Origin of the sequence: Pseudomonas sp. B10, from assembly GCF_900156235.1 — a bacterium.
GTDB classification, from domain to species: domain Bacteria; phylum Pseudomonadota; class Gammaproteobacteria; order Pseudomonadales; family Pseudomonadaceae; genus Aquipseudomonas; species Aquipseudomonas siliginis.
The window spans coordinates 3,948,740-3,965,139 of sequence record NZ_LT707063.1; the positions used below are offsets into that span (position 1 = coordinate 3,948,740).

At 61.4% G+C, this 16,400-nt stretch carries 16 protein-coding genes; 6 read left to right on the plus strand and 10 right to left on the minus strand.

Annotated features, from left to right (window positions below; genetic code table 11):
* The first annotated feature begins 9 nt into the window (after positions 1 to 9).
* From BXA01_RS17955 to BXA01_RS17965, 3 genes are all read left to right on the plus strand, one after another.
* The gene (locus BXA01_RS17955; RefSeq protein WP_076565213.1) at positions 10 to 285 is read left to right on the plus strand and encodes a polyhydroxyalkanoic acid system family protein; all 276 of its coding nucleotides are present in this window, start codon (positions 10 to 12) and stop codon (positions 283 to 285) included.
* A gap of 230 nt (positions 286 to 515) precedes the next feature.
* Complete coding sequence (locus BXA01_RS17960) at positions 516 to 938, plus strand: phasin family protein (protein WP_076565216.1); 423 nt, start codon at positions 516 to 518, stop codon at positions 936 to 938.
* Positions 939 to 948: 10 nt separating this feature from the next.
* Positions 949 to 1,854, plus strand: coding sequence for a phasin family protein (locus BXA01_RS17965; RefSeq protein WP_076565218.1), 906 nt, complete (start codon positions 949 to 951; stop codon positions 1,852 to 1,854).
* Between the two features lie 200 nt (positions 1,855 to 2,054).
* Here the strand turns inward: BXA01_RS17965 and BXA01_RS17970 are convergent, their stop codons facing one another.
* From BXA01_RS17970 to argS, 9 genes are all read right to left on the minus strand, one after another.
* Positions 2,055 to 2,675 carry a TetR/AcrR family transcriptional regulator gene (locus BXA01_RS17970; RefSeq protein ID WP_024011259.1) on the minus strand — a complete coding sequence of 207 codons (621 nt, stop codon included), beginning with the start codon at positions 2,673 to 2,675 and terminating at the stop codon, positions 2,055 to 2,057.
* Between the two features lie 30 nt (positions 2,676 to 2,705).
* Positions 2,706 to 4,388, minus strand: coding sequence for a class II poly(R)-hydroxyalkanoic acid synthase (gene phaC / locus BXA01_RS17975; protein WP_056787316.1), 1,683 nt, complete (start codon positions 4,386 to 4,388; stop codon positions 2,706 to 2,708).
* Positions 4,389 to 4,528: 140 nt separating this feature from the next.
* The gene (gene phaZ, locus BXA01_RS17980; RefSeq protein WP_076565220.1) at positions 4,529 to 5,383 is read right to left on the minus strand and encodes a poly(3-hydroxyalkanoate) depolymerase; all 855 of its coding nucleotides are present in this window, start codon (positions 5,381 to 5,383) and stop codon (positions 4,529 to 4,531) included.
* Between the two features lie 215 nt (positions 5,384 to 5,598).
* Positions 5,599 to 7,278, minus strand: coding sequence for a class II poly(R)-hydroxyalkanoic acid synthase (gene phaC, locus BXA01_RS17985; protein ID WP_076565222.1), 1,680 nt, complete (start codon positions 7,276 to 7,278; stop codon positions 5,599 to 5,601).
* Between the two features lie 257 nt (positions 7,279 to 7,535).
* Positions 7,536 to 7,907 (minus strand): gamma-butyrobetaine hydroxylase-like domain-containing protein, encoded by a 372-nt coding sequence (locus tag BXA01_RS17990; RefSeq protein WP_041477560.1) that lies wholly within the window; start codon positions 7,905 to 7,907, stop codon positions 7,536 to 7,538.
* Between the two features lie 77 nt (positions 7,908 to 7,984).
* Complete coding sequence (gene hslU, locus BXA01_RS17995) at positions 7,985 to 9,322, minus strand: ATP-dependent protease ATPase subunit HslU (protein ID WP_076565225.1); 1,338 nt, start codon at positions 9,320 to 9,322, stop codon at positions 7,985 to 7,987.
* A gap of 55 nt (positions 9,323 to 9,377) precedes the next feature.
* The gene (gene hslV, locus BXA01_RS18000) at positions 9,378 to 9,908 is read right to left on the minus strand and encodes an ATP-dependent protease subunit HslV (RefSeq protein WP_007968352.1); all 531 of its coding nucleotides are present in this window, start codon (positions 9,906 to 9,908) and stop codon (positions 9,378 to 9,380) included.
* Positions 9,909 to 10,141: 233 nt separating this feature from the next.
* Positions 10,142 to 10,852 (minus strand): SPOR domain-containing protein, encoded by a 711-nt coding sequence (locus BXA01_RS18005; protein ID WP_076565226.1) that lies wholly within the window; start codon positions 10,850 to 10,852, stop codon positions 10,142 to 10,144.
* 1 nt (position 10,853) lies between these two features.
* Positions 10,854 to 12,590, minus strand: a complete 1,737-nt coding sequence (gene argS, locus BXA01_RS18010; protein ID WP_041477563.1) for an arginine--tRNA ligase — start codon at positions 12,588 to 12,590, stop codon at positions 10,854 to 10,856.
* Between argS and BXA01_RS27420 the strand changes: the two genes are divergently transcribed.
* Complete coding sequence (locus BXA01_RS27420; protein WP_016772057.1) at positions 12,589 to 12,711, plus strand: hypothetical protein; 123 nt, start codon at positions 12,589 to 12,591, stop codon at positions 12,709 to 12,711. The two genes, argS and BXA01_RS27420, sit on opposite strands and share 2 nt — an antisense overlap.
* A 118-nt stretch (positions 12,712 to 12,829) precedes the next feature.
* On the opposite strand, the gene BXA01_RS18015 is transcribed toward BXA01_RS27420, so the two are convergent.
* Entirely contained in the window at positions 12,830 to 15,049 is a 2,220-nt protein-coding gene (locus tag BXA01_RS18015) for a primosomal protein N' (protein WP_076565228.1), read from the minus strand.
* Between the two features lie 284 nt (positions 15,050 to 15,333).
* Between BXA01_RS18015 and rpmE the strand changes: the two genes are divergently transcribed.
* Positions 15,334 to 15,555 carry a 50S ribosomal protein L31 gene (gene rpmE / locus BXA01_RS18020; RefSeq protein WP_076565230.1) on the plus strand — a complete coding sequence of 74 codons (222 nt, stop codon included), beginning with the start codon at positions 15,334 to 15,336 and terminating at the stop codon, positions 15,553 to 15,555.
* A 41-nt stretch (positions 15,556 to 15,596) separates the two neighbouring features.
* Positions 15,597 to 16,379 carry a thermonuclease family protein gene (locus BXA01_RS18025; RefSeq protein WP_076565231.1) on the plus strand — a complete coding sequence of 261 codons (783 nt, stop codon included), beginning with the start codon at positions 15,597 to 15,599 and terminating at the stop codon, positions 16,377 to 16,379.
* The last annotated feature ends 21 nt before the right edge of the window (positions 16,380 to 16,400 follow it).

Sequence of the window (16,400 nt, forward strand, 5' to 3'; positions counted from 1 at the left end):
AGTCATTCCATGGCCAAAATCAGTGTTGAGCGCGCCCATACCCTGGGCAAGGACGCCGCCCGCGAAAAGGCCGACAAACTGGCCGCAAAGCTCAATGAACAATACGGCCTGGAGCCGCAATGGTCAGGCGACACCCTGAACCTCAAGCGCTCGGGCGTGAAAGGCGAGGTGCATGTGGCGGACGATTCGATCAGGGTCGACGTCGAACTGGGCCTGATGATGTCGGCCATGAGCGGCATGATCAAAGCCGAGATCGAGAAAGCCCTCGACAAAGCCCTGGCCTGATTTCCAGGTTGAAATCCAGTCCCCTGTGGGAGCGAGCCTGCTCGCGAAAGCGGTCTTTCAGTCAGATTATCCGTGACTGACAAACCGCTTTCGCGAGCAGGCTCGCTCCCACATTTGTTTAGTGATGCTCCCGCTGGTTAGGGTGCCCTTTCTAATTTTTCTCCCTATTTTGTGCCTGAGCCCGACACTCGTCCGGCAGTTCCTCAAACCTTCTGCGCGTGAGGTGCACCATGGCCAAAGTCATTTTGAAGAAAAAAATCGACGCTCCGACTTCTACCCTGAGCGACGTCAAATCCTATGCCCGCAAGATCTGGCTGGCAGGCCTGGGCGCCTACACCAAGGTCGGCCAGGAGGGCAGCGAGTACTTTCAAGAACTCGTCGCCGCCGGTCAAACTGTTGAAAAGAAAGGCAAAAAAGCCGTCAGCGAAAAACTCCATGCGGCCAACGCCGAGATCGATGACGCGGCCACTCAGGTCAGCTCGTTCAAGGGTCGCGTTGAAGTTCAGCTCGACAAGGTCGAGAAGGCCTTCGACAACCGTGTGGCCAGCGCCTTGAATCGGATCGGCATTCCGTCTAAACATGACGTTGAGGCACTCTCTGCTAAGCTCGATGAGCTGACGGCATTGCTCGAACGCGTCGCGCGAAAATCTTAAGGAGAACGGGATGGCTGGCAAAAAGAACACCGATAAAGAAAGCAGCTCGTGGGTCGGGAAGGTCGAGTCCTACTCCCGCAAAATCTGGCTGGCTGGTTTAGGCGTGTACTCGAAGATCGACACTGACGGCAGCAAACTCTTCGATGCATTGGTCAAAGACGGCGAGAAAGCCGAGAAGCTCACCAAGACTGCCGTCGGCAAGAAAGTCGAGGACTCGACCTCCTCGGCCAAGTCGCGTATCAGTGGCGTGAAAGATCGCGCACTGGGCAAGTGGGACGAGCTGGAAGGGGCTTTCGACAAGCGCCTGAACAGCGCGATTTCGCGCCTGGGTGTGCCGAGCCGCAATGAGGTGAAGGCACTCAACGCCAAGGTCGACACGCTGACCAGGCAGATCGAAAAACTCACCGGTCTGAAAGCTCAGCCTGTGGCGGCGAAAACCGCTGCGGCGAAACCTGCCAGTAAAACTGCAGCGGCCAAACCTGCGGCGAAAACCGCAGCCAAGCCACTGGCCAAAGCGGCAGCAAAACCGGCTGCGAAAGCTGCGGCAAAAACTGCATCCGCCAAGCCTGCGGCCAAAGCGGCAGCCAAACCGGTTGCCGCCAAAGCCGCTGCCAAACCGGCAACCAAAGCAGCAGCAAAACCTGCGGCTAAAGCTGCAGCGAAACCAGCGGCCAAGCCAGCAGCGAAAACTGCTGCCGCCAAACCCGCTGCGAAGCCTGCCGCCAAACCGGCTGCGGCGAAAAAGCCTGCAGTGAAAAAACCGGCCGCGCCGAAAGCCGCTGCGCCGAAACCGGCCGCCGCACCATCGACGGCGCCAACAGCTCTGGCCAACGCGGCAAACTCCGCTGCGGCACCCACGGCAGCAGCTACTCCGACTGCGGCATCGACACCGTCGACGCCATCCAGTCAGTCCTGATTTCAGGGCAAATCAAAAACGCCCGGCCTGTGAAGGTCGGGCGTTTTTGTTTGTGGAGATTATCTCGATCACTGCAAGTCCCTGTGGGAGCGAGCCTGCTCGCGAAAGCGGTGGATCAGTTGCACAGGCATCAGCTGAAAGTTTGCATTCGTGAGCAGGCTCGCTCCCACATTGGATTGTGAGTAGGCGCAGCGCTCGGGTCAGTCGTGATCCTCAAGGTATTGCAGCGCCATCCGCTCTGTCGCCACCTTCACTGGCGGCAGCAAATGCGGCGCCACCAGCATCATGATTTGATAGACCACCAACCGAACCTCGCCCTCACGATCAAGAATCCGCTGGTAATCCAGCGAGAACAGCAGCGTCATGGTCACCTGCTCGACCAGTTGCCCCAGCGCCTGGGTGTCGCTGACCAGTTGCCCTGAAGCCTTCAATCGCGCCAGCAACGACGCCAGCGTCCGCTTCAGCGCATTGAGCAGATTGCGAATTCCCTTGGCCAGTTTCGGCAAGCGGCCGGCGAGGTTCGACAGGTCCTGGAACAGGAACCGGTACTGCGCCAGTCGCTCGACGATCAAATGCAGGAACAACCAGTAATCCTCCGGCGCGAGCTCCACGTCCGGCGGTGGGTCGAGCAGGGGCGCGAGCTCGTGCTGGAAGCGTTCGAACAGGCCGAGAATCAGCGGTTCCTTACCGTGGAAGTGGTAGTAGAGATTGCCGGGGCTGATCCCCATTTCGTTGGCCACCTCCATGGTGGACACGTTCGGCTCGCCCTTTTCGTTGAACAGTTGCAGCGCACATTCGAGAATCCGGTCGCGGGTTTTCATCCAGTCTTCTTAGAAAATTTCGGTTGAGCGTCAGCGCACATGCACATAGGTGCCGGGTGCCGCTTCCATCGGTGGATAGTTCGGGTTACCCAGTGTTGTGCGGGTCTCGTTAAGGGCGCCGGAGCGCTGCGCGACCCACTCCAGCCACTGCGGCCACCAGCTGCCGTCGACGTGTTTGGCATCGTAGTACCAGGCACGCGGGTCGCTGCTCAGTTTGGCGTTCTCGACGTAGGCAGCTTTCGGGTTGCTCGGCGGGTTGAGGATGCTCTGCACATGGCCGCTGTTGGACAGCACGAAACGTCGCTCGCCACCGAGCAGCAGGGTCGAGCGATACACCGCGTCCCATGGCGTGATGTGGTCGTTCATGCCGGCGACGCTGAAGCTGTCGACATTGACCTTCTGCAGATCGATCGGCGTACCGCACACCTCGAGACCGCCAGCGTGGATCAGCGGGTTGTGCTTGAAGAAGTCCAGCAGATCGCCGTGCAGCGCCGCCGGCAGCCGGGTGTTGTCGTTGTTCCAGTAGAGGATGTCGAAGGCTGGCGGCTCCTTGCCCAGCAGGTAGTTGTTGACGAAATAGCTCCAGATCAAATCGTTGGGGCGCATCCAGGCGAAGACCTTGGCCATGTCGCGACCGTCGAGCACGCCTCGCTGATACGAGCGACGTTTGGCCGCTTCCAGTGTTTGCTCGTCGGCGAACAGCGTGGCCGGGGTCTCGATCTGGCTGTCGAGCAGGCTGACCAGGTACGTCGCGCTGGCGACCCGGCGCAATTGCCGTTTGGCCTGCAAATGCCCTTGCAGGGCGGCGATGGTCAGGCCGCCGGCGCAGGCGCCCATCAGGTTGACTTCGCGGGCGCCGGTAATCGCCCGGCAGATATTCATCGCTTCTTCGACCGCTTCGACGTAACTCGACAAGCCCCACTCGCGATGGCGCACATCAGGATTGCGCCAACTGATCATGAAGGTCTGCAGGCTGTTTTTCAGGGCGTACTGGACGAAGCTGTTCTGCGGGCTCAGATCGAAAATGTAGTACTTGTTGATTTGCGGCGGCACCACCAGCAGCGGCTTGGCGTACTGCTTTTCGCTCATCGATTTGTACTGGATCAACTCGAACATTTCATTGCGAAACACCACAGCCCCAGTGGTGGTCGCTACGGTTTTGCCGACCTCGAACGCCTGCTTGGTCACTTGCCGTGGCAGGCCGTCGTTGTGCAACAGATCATCGAACAGATGGCTCAGGCCACGCACCAGACTCTGCCCGCCGGAATTGAACAGCTCCTTGACCGCCAGCGGATTGAGCAGCGTGTTGGAGGGCGCTACGGCGTCATTGAGCAGGGTGAAAGCGAAGTGCGCACGGGCACGATCTTCAGGGCTCATGTCGCCTTCATCGATCCAGCTTTTGACCTGTTTTTGCCAAGCCAGATACGCCTGCAGGCTGCGCCGGTAGAACGGGTTGAGGCTCCACGCCGGATCGGCGAAGCGGCTGTCTTGCGGGTTGGTCGGGTGCAGGGTTTCGCCGAGCAGCACGCGGCCCAACTGCCCGCCAAGCTTCAGCGCATGCTTTGCGCTGTGCAACGGATTGCGCAAGCCGTGGGCGGCGACGCTGCGCAGTGTCGACAGCAGATCCCTGCCACGCAGACCGGCGATCGCACTTTGGGCGTTGATAAACACGGCGGGGCTGGGCACCACGCCCGTCGCTGGTTTTTCGCGCATGACTCAACACTCCTTCGTCTTCAGGGCAAAAACACACTCACCGAACCAGAACACCATAGACGCTGTTACCGGTTGCTGCCTGCGCGGCGTCCTGCCGCGCGCTTGATTTGAAAAGTGCTGCATAAAGCAGGCCGCCGCGATCAGCCGCCGAGCGGGGTCGGATGCGGGTGCATGACTGCGCGCAGACGCTCCTCTTCGAGAAACTTCATGATGATCGGCGCCACCGCTTCGGCGCGAGTGATCAGGAACAGATGGCCGTCATCGATGATGTGCAACTGCGCATTGGGAATGCGCCAGGCGAGCATGCGCATGTTGATCAGCGGAATCAGTGGGTCGTCATCGCCGGCCAGCACCAGCGTCGGCTGATGGATCTTGTGCAGCCAGTGGATGCTGGTCCAGCCGAGGCCGGCGAACAGCTGCCAGTAGTAACCGAGCTTGCCCGCCGAGCGCACTTTTGCCGCATGGCTGGCAGCCAGCGTCGGGTCGCGACGGAACGAGCCGCCGTAGATCATCGGCGCGATGCGAATCACATGGGATGGCTGGATGTAGCGGCGCGGGCTGGCCATCATCCACAGTACTTTCGGTTTGCCGGGGACCATCACCGCACCGGCGGCGGTGGCCGCCAGTACCAGTTTCTTGCAGCGCTCGGGATAGTCGTAGGCAAACTGCTGCGCCAGAGCTCCGCCCCACGACACGCCGATCACATTGACCTTACCGTAGTCGAGATAGTCGAGCATCCGCGCCGTCAGTTTGGCCAGGCCGGGGAAGCGATACGGTCGGTTCGGCGTCGACGACCCGCCGACCCCGGGCACGTCGAAGGCGATCACTTCCAGATCCGGGTCGAGCGCTGCGACAAACGGAAACACCAGCTCCAGGTTGGCGCCGATGCCGTTGAAAATCAGCAGAGGCGTCAAATGAGGCTTGCCGGGACGCACCGCCGTGCGGAGGGTCTGGCCATCCAGATCGACGGTGCGGAATATGAACGGTTGCGGCATGCTTCAGGCCCTGTAGATTTCAAGTCCACCCGTATTCCTGTAGGAGCGGACCTTGTGGTGAGGGGATTTATCCCCGTTCGGCTGCGAAGCAGTCGTGAATCGAGTAGCCGCGGTGCGTCTGACAAATCACGGTTTCAGGATTCGGGGTCGCTTCGCAACCCAACGGGGATAAATCCCCTCGCCACAAGGCCCTCTCCCACAATGGGTGGTGTCAGTTACCGCTCGTGAACGTAAGTGCCCGGCGAAGCCTCGCCTGCCGGGTACGCTTTGTTGCCCAGTTTCGTCGGGGCCTTTTTCAGGTTGCCCGAGCGCTCGGCCAGCCATGCCTGCCAGTACAGCCACCAGGAATCGGTGTGCTTGGTCGAGTTTTCCTGCCAGTCATCGGCAGTCGCCGCCATCTCTTCGCTGGTCATGTAGCGCGATTTCGGGTTGCCCGGCGGGTTGAGGATGCTCTGGATATGGCCGCTGCTCGACAGCACGAATTCAACTTTGCCGCCGAACAGCTGCGCCGACTTGTAGCAGGACTTCCACGGCGTGATGTGATCGTTGGTGCCGGCCAGCGAGAAGATGTCGGCAGTCACCTGTTTGAGGTCGATCGGCGTGCCGCACACTTCCAGTGCATTGGGGCGGATCAGTGGATTGTTTTTGAACATCTCGATCAGGTCGCCGTGGAACGCGGCGGGCAGGCGGGTGGTGTCGTTGTTCCAGAACAGGATGTCGAACACCGGCGGCTCGTTGCCGAGCAGGTAGTTGTTGACCCAGTAGTTCCAGATCAGATCGTTGGGGCGCATCCAGGCGAAGACCTTGGCCATGTCTTTGCCTTCGAGCACGCCGGCCTGGTAGGAGTGGCGTTTGGCGGTCTCCAGGGTCTGCTCATCGACGAACAGGGCGACGTCGCTGTCCAGGGTGGTGTCGAGCACGCTGACCAGCAGGGTGAGGGCGTTGACCTTGTTCTCGCCGAGCGCGGCGTAGTGGCCGAGCAGGGCGGTGCAGGTGATGCCGCCGGAGCAGGCGCCGAGCATGTTGACGTCTTTGCTGCCGGTGATCGCGGTGACTACGTCGACCGCTTCCTTCAGCGCTTCGATATACGTCGACAGACCCCACTCACGCTGGGCCTTGGTCGGGTTGCGCCAGCTGATGATGAAGGTCGGCACATTGTTACGCAGGCAGAAGCGCGCCAGGCTTTTGTCCGGACTCAAGTCGAAAACGTAGAACTTGTTGATCTGCGGCGGCACTACCAGCAGTGGGCGCTCGTGGACCTGCTCGGTGATCGGCCGGTACTGGATCAGCTCCAGCACATCATTGCGAAACACCACAGCACCTTCGGTGACGCCGAGGCTCTTGCCGACTTCGAACGCGCCCATGTTGACCTGGCTCGGCATGCCGCCGTTGTGCACCAGGTCCTTGGCCAGATGCGAGAGACCATCGAGCAGGCTTTTGCCGCCGGTTTCGAAGAAGCGTTTGACCGCCGCCGGGTTGGCCGCCGTGTTGGTCGGCGCCATGGCTTCGGTCATCAGGTTGATGACGAAATGCCCGCGAGCGATGTCCTTGGCGGACAGGCTGCTGTCATCGATCCAGGCATGCAGTTCCTTGCGCCAGGCCAGATAGGTTTGCAGATAACGTTTGTACAGCGGGTTCTGGCTCCACGCCGGGTCGGCAAAACGGCGGTCGTCACCGGCCGGTTGCAGCGCGGATTTACCCAGCAGCACGTTCTTCAGCTCGAGGCCGAAATGGGTCACGTGCCTGACGCTGTGAATCGGTTGTCTGATGGCCTGTTTCAGCACCATCCGAGCAGAGGCCAGCAGATCCTTTCCGCGCAGCCCGACGACGGGGTTAAGCCCCAGAGTGTTTTCCGAGGCTTGGTACTTCAGGTCATCGTTATTCTTGTCACTCATCTACGACGCTCCATTGTCCTGAGACGAGTACCCGGTTTCACGCTGTCGCTTCCACAGCCAATGCCGGGTACTACTGCTCGGGTGACCGTTGATTCTGCATAGCTGCTTTACAGTCGTAGAGCACTGCAGGGAACTTGCCAGCTCCATTGGTTACCCGAGTTTAATTTTTTTCGCAAGCGGCCGATCCGGGGCCATATGCGCGGAGCATTCAAACAGATGAAGTTAGAAAATGCCCTCTAAAGAGCGAGAGCCACGGCCTAGAGCATCAGCTTGACGAACGACTCGTTCGGATCGCGGGATTTTCCGGCAGCGCGCAGCTCGGCAAGATAATCGTCCCAGAGTTCGTTCTGGCGCTTGCCGAGTTCGTAGAGGTATTCCCAGGTGAACAGGCCGCTGTCATGACCGTCGTCGAAGGTCAGTTTCAGTGCATAGTTGCCAGCCGGTTCCAGCTTGCTCAGACCCACGTTGAGCTTGCCGAATTGCAGGATCGGTTTGCCGTGGCCCTGGACCTCGGCGGAGGGAGAGTGCACGCGCAGGAACTCGGCGGGCAGGGTGAATTCCTCGCCTGACGCGTAAGTGAGCGTCAGGGTTTTCGAGGCTTTGTGCAGTTTGATGTCGGTGGGAATCATGAAAAACAGCCTTCAGCTGCAAGCTACAAGTTGCAAGCTTAACTCAGCTTGCCGCTTGTAGCTTGTAGCTTGCCGCTCTACAGAATGTAGCGGGACAGATCTTCGTTCTGCGCCAATTCGCCGAGGTGGCTGTTGACGTATTCGGCGTCGATCAGAATCGCCTTGTCATCGTGGGCGCTGGCCAGGTCGCCGGCGCTGAACGACACCTCTTCGAGCAGGCGCTCGAGCAGGGTGTGCAGGCGACGGGCACCGATGTTCTCGGTTTTCTCGTTGACCTGCCAGGCGATCTCCGCCAGACGCTTGATGCCTTCGGGCTGGAACTGGATGTTCAGGCCTTCGGTTTTCAGCAGCGCGCAGTATTGCTCGGTCAGCGATGCATGCGGTTCGCTGAGGATGCGTTCGAAGTCTTCCGGGCTCAGCGCCTTGAGCTCGACGCGGATCGGTAGACGGCCTTGCAGCTCCGGCACCAGATCACTCGGCTTGCTCAGGTGGAACGCACCGGAGGCGATGAACAGGATGTGGTCAGTCTTGACCATGCCCAGTTTGGTATTAACGGTGCAGCCTTCGATCAGCGGCAGCAGGTCGCGCTGTACGCCTTCGCGGGAGACATCGGCGCCGCCGACATTGCCGCGCTTGGCGACCTTGTCGATCTCGTCGATGAAGACGATACCGTGCTGCTCGACCGCTTCCAGCGCCTTGGCCTTCAGCTCTTCTTCGTTGACCAGACGCCCGGCTTCTTCATCACGCACCAGTTTCAGCGCTTCCTTGACCTTGAGCTTGCGCGACTTCTTCTTGCCCTTGCCCATGTTGGCAAACAGCGATTGCAGCTGGTTGGTCATCTCTTCCATGCCTGGCGGCGTGGCGATTTCGATGCCGGAGACTTCGGCGACTTCGATCTCGATTTCTTTGTCGTCCAGCTGGCCTTCGCGCAGGCGCTTGCGGAACAGCTGACGCGTGTTGGAATCGGAGCTCGGCGCTTCTTCGTTGCTGAAGCCCATGCGTGCCGGCGGCAGCAACGCGTCGAGGATGCGATCCTCGGCGGCGTCTTCGGCGCGGTGGCGTACGCGGGTCATTTCCTGTTCGCGGAGCATCTTGATCGCGGCATCGGCCAGATCACGGATGATCGACTCGACGTCACGGCCGACGTAGCCGACCTCGGTGAATTTGGTCGCTTCGACCTTGATGAACGGCGCATTGGCCAGTTTCGCCAGGCGACGGGCGATCTCGGTTTTACCGACACCGGTCGGGCCGATCAACAGGATGTTCTTCGGGGTCACCTCAACGCGCAGCTCTTCAGGCAGCTGCATGCGGCGCCAGCGGTTGCGCAGGGCAATCGCGACGGCGCGCTTGGCATCGTCCTGGCCGATGATGTGGCGGTTGAGTTCGTGGACGATTTCGCGGGGAGTCATGGACATAGTAATTGACGGTCCTCAAGCAGAAACAAGCCGTGGCACACGGGCCGCAACAGGCTTACTCAGCGAGATCCTGCTCCTCAATGGTCTGGGTGTGGTTGGTGAATACACAGATGTCGCCGGCGATGCCGAGAGCGGTTTCGACGATCTCGCGCGCCGACAGGTCGGTCTTTTTCAGCAGGGCGCTGGCGGCGGCTTGCGCGTAAGCGCCGCCGGAACCCATGGCGATCAGGCCATCTTCGGGTTCGACTACGTCACCGTTGCCGGTGATGATCAGCGAGGCATCCTTGTTGGCAACCGCGAGCATCGCCTCGAGGCGGCTCAGGGAGCGGTCGGTGCGCCATTCCTTGGCGAGTTCGACGGCGGCGCGGATCAGGTGGCCCTGATGTTTCTCGAGCTGGCCTTCGAAACGTTCGAACAGGGTGAAGGCGTCGGCAGTGGCACCGGCGAAGCCGGCGATGACCTGGCCGTGGTACAGGCGACGGACTTTTTTGGCGTTGCCTTTCATCACGGTGTTGCCGAGAGAAACCTGGCCGTCGCCGCCCATGACGACTTTGCCGTGGCGGCGGACTGAAACGATGGTGGTCAAGGGAAGAGTCTCCACGCAGCGGGGCGAAAATGCCTTATGCCCATTCATATGGGGGTGCTGGAGGGGATTTCAACCTTGGTGCAGGTGAGAGGACGAGCGGTGTCTGCCAACTGATCGTTCCCACGCTCCGCGTGGGAATGCAGCCCGGGACGCTCCGCGTCCCTTCGCTGCCGGGGACGCAGAGCGTCCCTTGAGGCATTCCCACGCGGAGCGTGGGAACGATCGCCAATGAGTCAGCGGCTCTGGCGTTGTTGTAACAACAGGTTGCTGAAGCCGGCACCAGCCAGTTGTTTCTGCGCCGTGGTCAGTTGTTCACGGTTGCTGAACGGGCCGACCAGCACGCGATACCAGGTTTCATCCTTGACCGTGCCGGACTCCACCGACACGGCTTGGCCGAGCAGAATGATCTGCGCACGTACCTTGTCAGCATCGGTTTCCTTGCGGAACGAACCGGCCTGGAGGAAGAACTTGGTCACTGGCGCGGCCTTGCTCACCGGTGGCGCTGGCGGCGGCGTGATCCCCGCCAGAGCTGCCTGTGCGCGCGCGGTGTCGATCTTCGCCGCTTCGGCCGGGGTTACCGGCGTGGTCGGGACGGCCGGCACTTGCGGCGTCGGCAGGGTCTTTTCCGGCACCGCGTCCGGCGGCACGATCACTTCCGATTCCGGCAGCAGGGTGTAGAAGTCGTACTTCGGCTTCACCGGTTGCGTCGGGCTCGGCGGGGTCTTGTTGGCCTCGGCGATCTTCGACGCTTTCTGCTGCTGTTCGACTTTCTCGCGCTTGACCGTGTCGCTGCCCTTGCCCGGTTCCAGTTTCATCAGAAACACGATGAACGCGCCGACGGTCAGGCCGATGGCCATCCACAGCCAGCCCGGAATCGGTTGTTTCGCCGGGGCCTGATAGCGGCTGGCGCCGCGTTTGGGTGCAGGTTTTTTCTTGGCAGCCAACTTACATACGCTCCAGAGTTTCCAGACCCAACAGCTCCAGGCCTTGCTTGAGGGTGCGACCGGTCAGTGCGGCCAGACGCAGACGGCTCTGCATCTGCGCCGGGGTGTCGGCGGCGAGGATCGGGCAGTTCTCGTAGAAGCTGGAGAACAGGCCGGCGACATCGTACAGGTAGGTGCAGAGAATGTGCGGCGTGCCTTTTTCAGCCACGTTGTTCAGCACTTCGCCGAACTGCGCCAGCTTCGCCGCCAGCTCCTGCTCGTGCGCCGCTTCGAGGACGATCTGGCCGTCGACTTCGCTGAAGTCCTTGCCCAGTTTGCGGAACACACCGGCCACGCGGGTGTAGGCGTACAGCAGGTATGGCGCGGTGTTGCCTTCGAAGTTGAGCATCAGGTCGAAGTTGAAGCTGTAGTCGCTGGTGCGATGCTTGGACAGGTCGGCGTATTTCACCGCGCCGATGCCGACGACCTTGGCGATGTTGCGTAACTCGTCTTCGGCCAGGGTCGGGTTCTTCTCTTTCACCAGGTTGTAGGCACGTTCCTGGGCTTCGGTGAGCAGGTCGATCAGCTTCACGGTGCCGCCATCACGGGTCTTGAACGGACGGCCATCGGCGCCGTTCATGGTACCGAAACCCATGTGCTCCATTTCCATCGGATGGGTGACGAAACCGGCCTTGCGCGCCACCGCGAAGACCTGCTGAAAGTGCAGGGCCTGACGCTGGTCGACGAAATACAGCGCGCGATCAGCCTTGAGCTTGCCGCTGCGGTAGCGCACGGCGGCAAGGTCAGTGGTGGCGTACAGGTAACCGCCGTCGGCCTTGACGATGATCACCGGCAGCGGGTCGCCATCGGCGTTCTTGAACTCGTCGAGGAACACGCACTGGGCGCCGTTGCTCTCGACCAGCATGCCCGCTGCTTTCAGGTCGTTGACCACATTGATCAGGTCGTCGTTGTAGGCGCTTTCGCCCATGACATCGGCCATGGTCAGTTTGACGTTGAGCAGTTCATAGATCTTCTGGCAGTGCGACAGCGAGATGTCCTTGAACTTGGTCCACAGCGCCAGGCATTCAGCATCGCCAGCCTGCAACTTGACCACCAGGCCACGGGCGCGATCGGCGAATTCTTCGGACTCGTCGAAACGCTGCTTGGCCGCACGGTAGAAGTTTTCCAGATCGGACAATTCGTCGCTGGTGATCGGGTTTTCCTGCAGATACGCCATCAGCATGCCGAACTGGGTGCCCCAGTCGCCGACGTGGTTCTGGCGGATCACTTCGTCGCCGAGAAACTCAAGCACGCGGGCCACGCCGTCGCCGATGATGGTCGAGCGCAAGTGGCCGACGTGCATCTCTTTGGCCAGGTTCGGCGCCGACAGGTCGACCACGGTGCGTTGCGCCGGGCCGGCCTTGCGCACGCCGACATGGGCGTCGGCCAGTGCGGCGTCGAGGCGCGAGGCCAGTGCCTGGGTGTTCTGGAAGAAATTGATGAAGCCCGGGCCGGCGATTTCGGCCTTGGTGACGTTCTCGTCAGCGGGCAGGGCGGCGATGATTTTCTCCGCCAGATCGCGCGGCTTCATGCCGGCAGGCTTGGCCAGCATCATGGCGATGTTGCTGGCGAAGTCGCCGTGGGTCTTGTCGCGGGCGTTCTCCACCTGGATCGCCGGCGTCAGGCCTTCAGGCAACACACCTTCGTTGACGAGTTGGGTGAGGGCTTGCTGGATCAGCTGGCGAATGGTGTCTTTCATGGTCTTCTCTTTCGACCGCAAGCGCGGCGGGCGCATCGATGCGCGGGTGGAAAAACTGGGCATTATCCGTTGCGAAGACGGGCTTGCCAACCTTAGCAGGCAGGATGTGGATATGTGGTGACAAAAAGTCCGCTTTCGCGAGCAGGCTCGCTCCCACAAGGTTTTGCGCAGGACACACAAGGTATGTACGGCGCTGATCCACTGTGGGAGCGAGCCTGCTCGCGAAAGCGATCTTCAGCTCAATACAGATCCACCGGATCAACATCCAGCGACCAGCGCACCGCCCGCCCACTCGGCATCTGCTCCAGCACCAGCATCCAGCTCGCCAGCAAGCGGTGCAGCGGTGCCCGCGCGGTCGCCTGTAACAACAGCTGGGCGCGATAACGCCCGGCGCGGCGCTCCATCGGTGCCGGCACCGGCCCGAGCAATTCGATGCCGCTCAGATTCAATTCGGCCAGCAAGCGTTCGGCCTCGCTGCACGCTTCATCGAGAAAACCTTCCGCCTGACCCGGTTTGTGCGCTTCGGCACGCAACAGCGCCAGATGGGCGAACGGCGGCAACCCGGCGGCGCGGCGTTCGCTCAAGGCTTGTTCGGCGAAGGCGAAATAACCCTGCTCGGTCAGTTGCACCAATAAAGGGTGGTCGGCCAAATGCGTCTGGATGATCACCCTGCCCGGTTCCTCAGCCCGCCCGGCGCGCCCGGCGACCTGCACGATCAGTTGCGCCATGCGCTCGCTGGCGCGGAAGTCGCCGGAGAACAGGCCGCCGTCGGCATCCAGAATCGACACCAGCGTCACCCGTGGGAAATGGTGCCCTTTGGCCAACATCTGCGTGCCGACCAGAATGCACGGCTGGCCTTTCTGGATTGTCGCGAACAGCTGATTCATCGCGTCCTTGCGCGATGTACTGTCGCGATCGACGCGCAGTACCGGGTAATCCGGGAACAGAATCGCCAAGCGTTCTTCGGCGCGTTCGGTACCAGCACCGACCGGGCGCAGATCGACCTTGCTGCACTTCGGGCACTGGCGCGGCGTGCGCTCGACGTTGCCGCAGTGGTGGCAGCGCAACTCGCCGTAACGTTGATGCACGGTCATGCGCGCATCGCAGCGCGAGCACTCCGACATCCAGCCGCAATCGTGGCAGAGCAGCGTCGGAGCAAAGCCGCGCCGGTTGAGGAACACCAGCACCTGCTGGCCGTTGGCGAGGGTCTGGCCGATGGCTTGCTGCATCGGCCCGGAAATACCGCTGTCGAGCGGACGGCTTTTGACGTCCAGACGCAGGAAGCGCGGTTGCTTGGCGCCGCCGGCGCGCTCGTTCAGGCGCAGCAGGCCATAGCGACCGGTGTAAGCGTTATGCAGGCTTTCCAGCGACGGCGTGGCGGAGCCGAGCACGATCGGGATGTTTTCCTGCCGTGCGCGTACCAGCGCCAGATCGCGAGCGTGGTAGCGCAGACCTTCCTGCTGTTTATAGGAACCGTCGTGTTCTTCATCGATGATGATCAGCCCGGGATTTTTCATTGGCGTGAACAGTGCCGAGCGTGTGCCGATAATAATATCGGCCTCGCCATCTCGGGCGGCGAGCCAGGCTTCCAGGCGTTCGCGATCATTCACCGCCGAGTGCAGCAGGGCGATCCGCGCATTGAAGCGCTGTTCGAAACGCGCCAGGGTTTGCGGGCCGAGATTGATCTCCGGAATCAGCACCAAGGCTTGCTTGCCTGCTTCGAGGGTCTCGCGGATCAGCTGCAGATAGACTTCGGTCTTGCCGCTGCCGGTGACGCCGGCCAACAGAAACGCGTGATAACTGTCGAAACCGGCGCGAATCGCTTCATACGCCGCGCGTTGTTCGCTGTTGAGCGGCAGCTCCGGTTGCGCCAGCCAGTGTTCATGGCGAGCGCCGGGGGCGTGGCGACGGATCTCGACCTGCACCAGCCCTTTGGCCAGCAGCAGATCGAGGCTGTCCTTGCTCAGCATCAGTTTGCTCAACAACTGATGGGCGACGCCGTGAATATGCTGGGCCAGCGTGGTCAGCGCCTCGCGCTGGCGTGGCGCACGGGCCACTCGCGGGTCGTCAACGCTGGCGCCGGGGGCAATCGACCAGAAGCGTTCCTGTCGGGCCTCGGCCAGCTCGCCCTGACGCAGCAGCACCGGCAAGGCCCAGTTCAAGGTGTCGCCGAGGCTGTGCTGATAATACTGCGCCGTCCACAGGCACAGCTTGAACAGCGCCGGCGGCAGCGGTGAAGTCGAGTCGAGGAGGGCCAGTGCCGGTTTGAGTTTTTCTGCCGGCACTTCGCTGGTGTCGGTGATCTCGACCAGAATGCCGATCATCTCGCGCCGGCCGAACGGCACCCGCAGGCGCATGCCCGGCTGCAATTGCTCACGCCGCACCCCGGCCGGCGCCCGGTAATCGAACAGGCGGCGCAAAGGCGAAGGCAGGGCAAGGCGCAGAATGGCGTCGGGCACGCGGGGGGATCTCGATACGCAAAATGATCGGATATGCATGACCTGTGGGAGCGAGCCTGCTCGCGAAGGCGGTGGGTCAGGCGACACATGTGTCGACTGCCATGGCGTCTTCGCGAGCAGGCTCGCTCCCACAGGGAAGTGCGTTCAAGGCCGGGAGCCTAGCAGACGGTCGGTCTCGGTGACAGCTTGCGCGATTGAAAAGGTCTGGTAGAATCCGCGGCCTAATTACGTGCGGTATTCAACAATAGTGTTGGGTGGCGGCACGCTAGCCTGAGGAAGACACCATGAAAGCCGAAATCCATCCGAACTACCCGGAAATTGCTGTTACCTGCAGCTGCGGTAACAAGTTCGAAACTCGTTCGACCTACGGCAAAGCCCTGTCGATCGACGTTTGCAACGAATGCCACCCGTTCTACACCGGTAAGCAGAAGACTCTGGACACCGGCGGCCGTGTGCAGAAGTTCGCAGACCGTTTCGCTACTTTCGGCGTCGGCAAAAAAGCCTGAGGCTGATCATTTTGGAAGGTCGCTTCGACTGCTCCAGACTGATGAAAAAGGCGTCCCTTGCGGGCGCCTTTTTTGTGTCTGCGATTTGGCTGTCCGCCGCCCAGGCGTTCTGCCCGACACCCGCAGGGCTGACCAGCGTCTCCGTGCAGCGGGTGGTCGATGGCGACACCCTGCGCCTGAGCGACGGGCGCAATGTGCGCATGATCGGCCTCAATACGCCGGAACTGGGCAAGCAGGGCCGCAGCGACGAACCGTTCGCCGTGGCGGCGCGCAAACGCCTGCAAGCGCTGGTGGATGACAGCGGCGGCCGGGTCGGTCTGCGGCCCGGCAGGCAGGCGAAAGACCATTACGGGCGTACGCTCGCGCATGTTTACAGCGTCAGCGGAGTGAATCTCGAAGCGCAGATGCTTGCCGATGGCCTGGGTTTTCACGTTGCGGTCGCGCCGAATGTCGACCTGGTCGCCTGCCAGCAGGCCGCCGAACGCAGCGCTCGACAGGCCGGGCTTGGTCTCTGGCGGCAATCGCCGGTGCAGAACGCGCAGGAGATCCAGCGTTCGGGCTTTGCCGTAGTCAGCGGTCGGGTGAACAAGGTGCAGCGCAATCGCGGCGGAATCTGGATCGAGTTGCAGGACACGCTTGTATTGCGGGTTGCACCCAATCTGCTCGGACAATTTGACAGTGCTGGTTTGCAAGCATTGAAAGGCAGGCAGATCGAGGCGCGTGGCTGGGTGGTTGACCGATCCCGGCGAGGTGGTCTGCAAAAAGGTCAGGCGCGCTGGTTGCTGCCGTTGACCGATCCTTCGATGCTGCACGTACCGCGCTGAAGAAAAATTGTAGACATTTTT

What these genes read in the sequence shown, in the direction of transcription:
- phaC (WP_076565222.1), bottom strand. Translation starts at nt 7,278, where the DNA reads ATGAGTGACAAGAATAACGATGACCTGAAGTACCAAGCCTCGGAAAAC.
- hslU (WP_076565225.1), bottom strand. Translation starts at nt 9,322, where the DNA reads ATGTCCATGACTCCCCGCGAAATCGTCCACGAACTCAACCGCCACATC.
- phaZ (WP_076565220.1), bottom strand. Translation starts at nt 5,383, where the DNA reads ATGCCGCAACCGTTCATATTCCGCACCGTCGATCTGGATGGCCAGACC.
- BXA01_RS17955 (WP_076565213.1), top strand. Translation starts at nt 10, where the DNA reads ATGGCCAAAATCAGTGTTGAGCGCGCCCATACCCTGGGCAAGGACGCC.
- BXA01_RS17960 (WP_076565216.1), top strand. Translation starts at nt 516, where the DNA reads ATGGCCAAAGTCATTTTGAAGAAAAAAATCGACGCTCCGACTTCTACC.
- phaC (WP_056787316.1), bottom strand. Translation starts at nt 4,388, where the DNA reads ATGCGCGAAAAACCAGCGACGGGCGTGGTGCCCAGCCCCGCCGTGTTT.
- BXA01_RS17990 (WP_041477560.1), bottom strand. Translation starts at nt 7,907, where the DNA reads ATGATTCCCACCGACATCAAACTGCACAAAGCCTCGAAAACCCTGACG.
- BXA01_RS18025 (WP_076565231.1), top strand. Translation starts at nt 15,597, where the DNA reads ATGAAAAAGGCGTCCCTTGCGGGCGCCTTTTTTGTGTCTGCGATTTGG.
- BXA01_RS17965 (WP_076565218.1), top strand. Translation starts at nt 949, where the DNA reads ATGGCTGGCAAAAAGAACACCGATAAAGAAAGCAGCTCGTGGGTCGGG.
- rpmE (WP_076565230.1), top strand. Translation starts at nt 15,334, where the DNA reads ATGAAAGCCGAAATCCATCCGAACTACCCGGAAATTGCTGTTACCTGC.
- BXA01_RS27420 (WP_016772057.1), top strand. Translation starts at nt 12,589, where the DNA reads ATGGTCTTCTCTTTCGACCGCAAGCGCGGCGGGCGCATCGATGCGCGG.
- argS (WP_041477563.1), bottom strand. Translation starts at nt 12,590, where the DNA reads ATGAAAGACACCATTCGCCAGCTGATCCAGCAAGCCCTCACCCAACTC.
- BXA01_RS17970 (WP_024011259.1), bottom strand. Translation starts at nt 2,675, where the DNA reads ATGAAAACCCGCGACCGGATTCTCGAATGTGCGCTGCAACTGTTCAAC.